4 protein-coding genes, 1 tRNA gene and 1 pseudogene are annotated in these 4,697 nt (G+C 38.6%); 2 read left to right on the forward strand and 4 right to left on the reverse strand.

Annotation, left to right across the window (positions count from 1 at the left end; genetic code table 11):
* Positions 1-243: 243 nt before the first annotated feature.
* A complete protein-coding gene (locus AB685_RS26620; RefSeq protein ID WP_047973612.1) occupies positions 244-888 on the reverse strand; it encodes an HD domain-containing protein in 645 nt (214 codons plus the stop codon).
* The gene (locus AB685_RS26625) at positions 885-3,245 is read right to left on the reverse strand and encodes an ATP-dependent helicase (protein WP_047973613.1); all 2,361 of its coding nucleotides are present in this window, start codon (positions 3,243-3,245) and stop codon (positions 885-887) included. Before AB685_RS26625 ends, AB685_RS26620 begins: the two co-directional genes overlap by 4 nt.
* Positions 3,246-3,367: 122 nt before the next feature.
* Between AB685_RS26625 and AB685_RS26630 the strand changes: the two genes are divergently transcribed.
* Together AB685_RS26630 and AB685_RS26635 are read left to right on the forward strand one after the other, a co-directional pair.
* Positions 3,368-3,550: a hypothetical protein gene (locus AB685_RS26630; RefSeq protein WP_047973614.1), complete on the forward strand. Its 183-nt coding sequence runs from the start codon at positions 3,368-3,370 to the stop codon at positions 3,548-3,550.
* A 54-nt stretch (positions 3,551-3,604) separates the two neighbouring features.
* Positions 3,605-3,910: pseudogene (locus AB685_RS26635) on the forward strand (HNH endonuclease signature motif containing protein).
* Here the strand turns inward: AB685_RS26635 and mscL are convergent.
* Both mscL and AB685_RS26645 read right to left on the reverse strand, forming a co-directional pair.
* A complete protein-coding gene (gene mscL / locus AB685_RS26640) occupies positions 3,902-4,414 on the reverse strand; it encodes a large conductance mechanosensitive channel protein MscL (protein ID WP_047973615.1) in 513 nt (170 codons plus the stop codon). The pseudogene AB685_RS26635 and the gene mscL overlap by 9 nt on opposite strands.
* 113 nt (positions 4,415-4,527) lie before the next feature.
* Positions 4,528-4,599 (reverse strand) — tRNA-Gln (locus AB685_RS26645).
* Positions 4,600-4,697: the final 98 nt, after the last annotated feature.

The raw sequence follows: 4,697 nt of genomic DNA on the forward strand, positions 1-4,697 counted from the left end.
TTCTCTACCAATTTTTTGTGTTTATCTAACTCTGATTGTGTATAAATTAATCGTTGCTGTAATTGAACAGGTGTAAGCTTCGATACAGAAATGAATTGCTTTTGTCTTTGCATAGTCACACCTCCCAGTAATCAAGCTTTCTAATAAGACAATATGCGTTTAGTACCCTGTTTATGAATTTCGCTTGGGAAAGAGGCATAAAAAAAGAGCTGCCTCGTTTTTATTGAGGAAGCTCTGATAGCGTTAGTTGCCATTCCATTCTTTGTGAAATTGGTTGAGGAACTGTTCCATAAACTGATGGCGCTCTTTGGCTAATGACCTCCCTGCATCAGTGTTCATCAAGTCCTTTAGCTTTAGTAATTTCTCATGAAAATGATGAATGGCAGATGATTTTCCATTTCTGTATTCATCTAGTGTCATTGATTCTCTAGTAGGTAAGCTGGGATCATACATCGGTTGACCTTTACTCCCGGAATAAATAAATGTACGTGCAATTCCAACTGCACCTAATGCATCAAGTCGATCAGCATCTTGAACAACTCGACCTTCAATAGTAGACATCGGTTCTCCGTTTCCACCTTTAAAGGACATGGAAGTAATAATAGATAGGATATGATCAATCGTCTCTTTATCTAGTTTTTTTTCAATGAACCAAGCTTTGATGGCCTGTAAACCGCCCTCTTCACTTTCTACCACTTTATCATCTGCCAAATCGTGAACAAGGGCAGAAAGGGTAACAACGACAAGGTCAGCGTGCTCTTTTAGGGCCAATGCTTTTGCTGTTTTAGTAACGCGTTCTATGTGATGCCAATCATGACCTGTATGCTCATTCCATAATTGTTCCCTCACCCATTGGGTGGTTGCTTCTATAATATCTTGATGATTCATCGTAATCCTCCTGATAACGTAGCGCTTTTCATTTTTTGCTGTGTTTTGGCTAAGCGATTGACTTCACGGACAAATCGCGATGGATGTGCTCGTTTTCCTCGTCTCATCGTAGGCACTGAGATGGACAGTGATGTTTCGGCTCTTGTCATTGCGACATACATTAACCGTCTTTCTTCTTCTAGAGGTTTATCATCTCCTTCACGCCAAGCATCTAAGGCATAATCATGTGGGAGGGACCCTTCGACTGCACTAAGTATATAGACATGTTTGTACTCTAATCCTTTTGCTCGGTGAATGGTTAAAAGTTGAACAGCTTCACTATTTACTGGTTGCTTCTTTGCTTCTTCTTGTTTCGCAATCATATGGTCAACGTGCTCAAGGAACGATTCAATCGTAGTGTGCTGTCTTGCTGAGAYTTTTAAATCACGTACATCGTCTGAACCGCGTTCTTGCTTATTTCCTTCGTTTCCTTGTTTCTTCAGATAATCCTTTAATCCCATTTCCTGTTCAATAAAACTGATGGCATCTTCAGGTGTCTTCTTTTTAATTTGTTTGAATTGCTCCGGAAGCTTTTGTAATTTCTTTTGTTGAAAGGACTGTAGTCCACTTAATTGGGTAAGAGCTTCAACAAATGTACAGTCTTCTGTAATCGTTAATGCTTTTAAGTCTTGTAACACCTGTTGCTTCAAAAATAGCGCACCAATAAGGTCTTGGATCGCTTGTCCATTATCTGGGTTTAAACTAAGGCGGAGATAGGCAAGCACTTTACGAACCGTTTTTCTGCGATAAAAAGAATCGCCATCATTTTCAATTGAAAAAGGGATGCTTGAGGTAACCATGCGCTCAAATAAAGCACGTGAGGTTACATTCGTGCGGAAAAGTATTGCAAAATCGTTAGGGTTTTCCCCTTTTTCTATTCGGCTCTTAATATCATTTACGATCATCGTTGCTTCTTCCTCTTCATCATAAGGATAGAAGAGTATAGGTGGAAGTTCCTCTGTATATTGAGCAAATAATTGTTTGTTAAACCGAGTCCGGTTCGTTGCAATCACATTATTTGCAGCTTGGACGATTGGGTGATTAGAACGATAATTCTGATCAAGGATGACTACTTTTGCATCTGGATAGGAAGAAGTAAATGAAAGAATATAATCAGGGTCACTGCCGCGAAAAGCATAAATCGATTGATCATCATCCCCAACTACACAAAGGTTTTTAGATGGATTTGTAAGTAGGGAGATAAGTTCAACTTGAACCTTATTTATATCTTGAAATTCATCGATTGAAACGTATGAAAAACGTTCTTGGTATCGTTCTAAAAGCTTTTGATTAGTGCTTAAAAGGTCGTAACAACCGATGAGCATATCATCAAAATCAAACAACCCTTTACTTTGTCGCATTTCTTCATAACGTTTATACAAATAGGCTGCACGCTCTTCCCAAATGTCCTGAGGTTTGATTTGGCTTGGGTTTTGCATATGGTTTTTCCACCAACTTATTTGAGTCAGGGCTTGATCATAAGCAAATTCTTTTTCATCTAAATGAATTTCGCGTCCCGCTTCTTTTAGCATCTGGTCTCGTTGCCAATCCCATTTTAATAAGTGGGTACTATTCCATTGTTCCGGACTATGATGCATGAGCATTCTATAGAAGATGCTGTGGAAGGTTCCTACGACCAATTGTTGCAACATTTGTCGATTTAGACCCGGATAGATTGTCATCCGCACTTTCATTTCCTTTGCAGCTTTGGCAGTAAAGGTAACTAAAATCATTTCTTTTGGTGAATAATCTTTCTCAGTGAGCATATATGCTGCTCTTGTTGTTAAGACACGCGTCTTCCCACTTCCAGCTCCCGCTAAAATTAACACTGGACCTTCCGTTGTAGTAGCAGCCTGCCATTGTTGATCATCTAATAATATATCCTGCTCTTTTAAAGAAGCTCTGTAGCCGGTCATCGATTCACTTTTTCCCTTTTTAGTAAGAGGGAAAGGAGGTATCGCTTTTATGTTTTCAGGGCCACGCCACGGGTCATCAGCTTGTATTTCAGATGTAGAAATCGATCTTCTTTTTGGCATACTAAAGCCATTTGTATTAGTTGCAGGAGATAGCTCCTTTGGTGGTATCTGTTTTTTTTTCAAGCTTTCTTCATAGGCTAGAACTTCTTTTTGACAATCAAGAGAAGTGGTTGGATGGATGAATGATGGAGCATCATAGATCCCTATATGAAATCGCATTGGCTCACCACAATGCATACAAGTTGTCTCTTGACGAATACTAGCATTATGAAATTGTTGCCATTCACTTCTGTCAAGTGATGGAATGTGAATAATTCTTTGTTTATATAAAGCTGTTTTCAAGTGGGAGCCTCCTAACTTTAAAAATCATAAACGAATTAAAATACCTTTCTATCCTAGCAGATTTCATGCTAAAGGTGGGCTAATTTTAAAAAAGACATCATCATACGTAAGGAGGAATTAGAATGATTACTTTTTTTTCTGCAGGAATCGTTGTAACACTGCTATCCATTTCTTTGTTTGGTTACGGTTGGATAATAGGACAGGAATTTTTGTTCGGTCCATTCATCGCTTCGTTAATAGGGTTAAACTTCCTTTTCATTACCTACATCCAATATAAACAAATGAAAGAGGACGGAAGTTTATAGAGGGTAAGAGAGGGTAGAGGTCCGATGTGAAATAAAGGTAAAGGAGCTATTTCGATGAAGAAACAGCGTGTCGGGACATGTGAACTTTGCGAGAGGGTAAATGTGAAATTAACGATTCACCATCTGATACCGAGGGAGGAAGGTGGGGCTCATTTAGAGAAAGCTCAGCTATGCATCCCCTGTCATAAACAAATTCATGCCTTGTACACGAATACAGAAATAGCCATTCGATTGACGACCATTGATCGTTAAAAGGATGACGAGCAATTAAAGAAATTTATAAGATGGATTAAGAAACAACCTTCTACTACTTTAATTCGCATTAAAAAGTCTAAGGAAAGGCGATGGAAATCAAAGTGATTTTGATCGCCTTTTTATCGTTGTTTTAAGAGGAGATGGCTTTAAAGACTTCACTCGTCTATCTTCTAATTCAGAGGTGCAGTGCGGACATCTGGTTGCTTTATAAGCAATTGATTTAAAGCAAAAGGAGCAAAGTTTTGTTTTCATATCACTCAATGGATCTTCATCAGGCCTTCTCATTTTATTCATTTGTCTTACAAATAAAAAAAGGATAAAAGCAACAATCATAAAATGGACGATGTGATTGAGGAAGGAACCATAATTAAGCATAGGCACCCCAGCAGCTTCAGCTTCTGAAAAGGTGTCAAAGCGACGAWTTGATAAATTAAGGTATAGATTAGAGAAATCAACTTGTCCGAATATCACGCTAAGTGGCGGCATGATCACATCATGCACTAGTGATTCTACAATTTTAGCGAAGGTTGTGCCGATAATARCGMCTACACTCATATCAATTACATTTCCACGAACTGCAAACTCTTTGAATTCTTGTAGTATCTTCATAATATACATCACCCAGCTAACATAGGAAGTTTTCTATAGCCTATGCAAAAAAAATGACGACATGAATAAAAAGGAGGACATGAATGATAAGGTTCATGTCCTCCTTCGGTATACTGGGCTAGCTGGATTCGAACCAGCGCATAACGGAGTCAARGTCCGTTGCCTTACCACTTGGCTATAGCCCATTGCCCTGTACTTATAGATTACCCTGATTGCAATTTCCTATACAAAAATGATAAAGGATTTTTTTAAAACATGTCGAATAACAAGGGAACGAAAGGAG

It is taken from the genome of Bacillus sp. LL01, assembly GCF_001037965.1.

Bases quoted from the DNA above. Each gene is read 5' to 3' on its own strand.
- AB685_RS26620 (WP_047973612.1), bottom strand. From the start codon at position 888: ATGAATCATCAAGATATTATAGAAGCAACCACCCAATGGGTGAGGGAA.
- AB685_RS26630 (WP_047973614.1), top strand. From the start codon at position 3,368: ATGATTACTTTTTTTTCTGCAGGAATCGTTGTAACACTGCTATCCATT.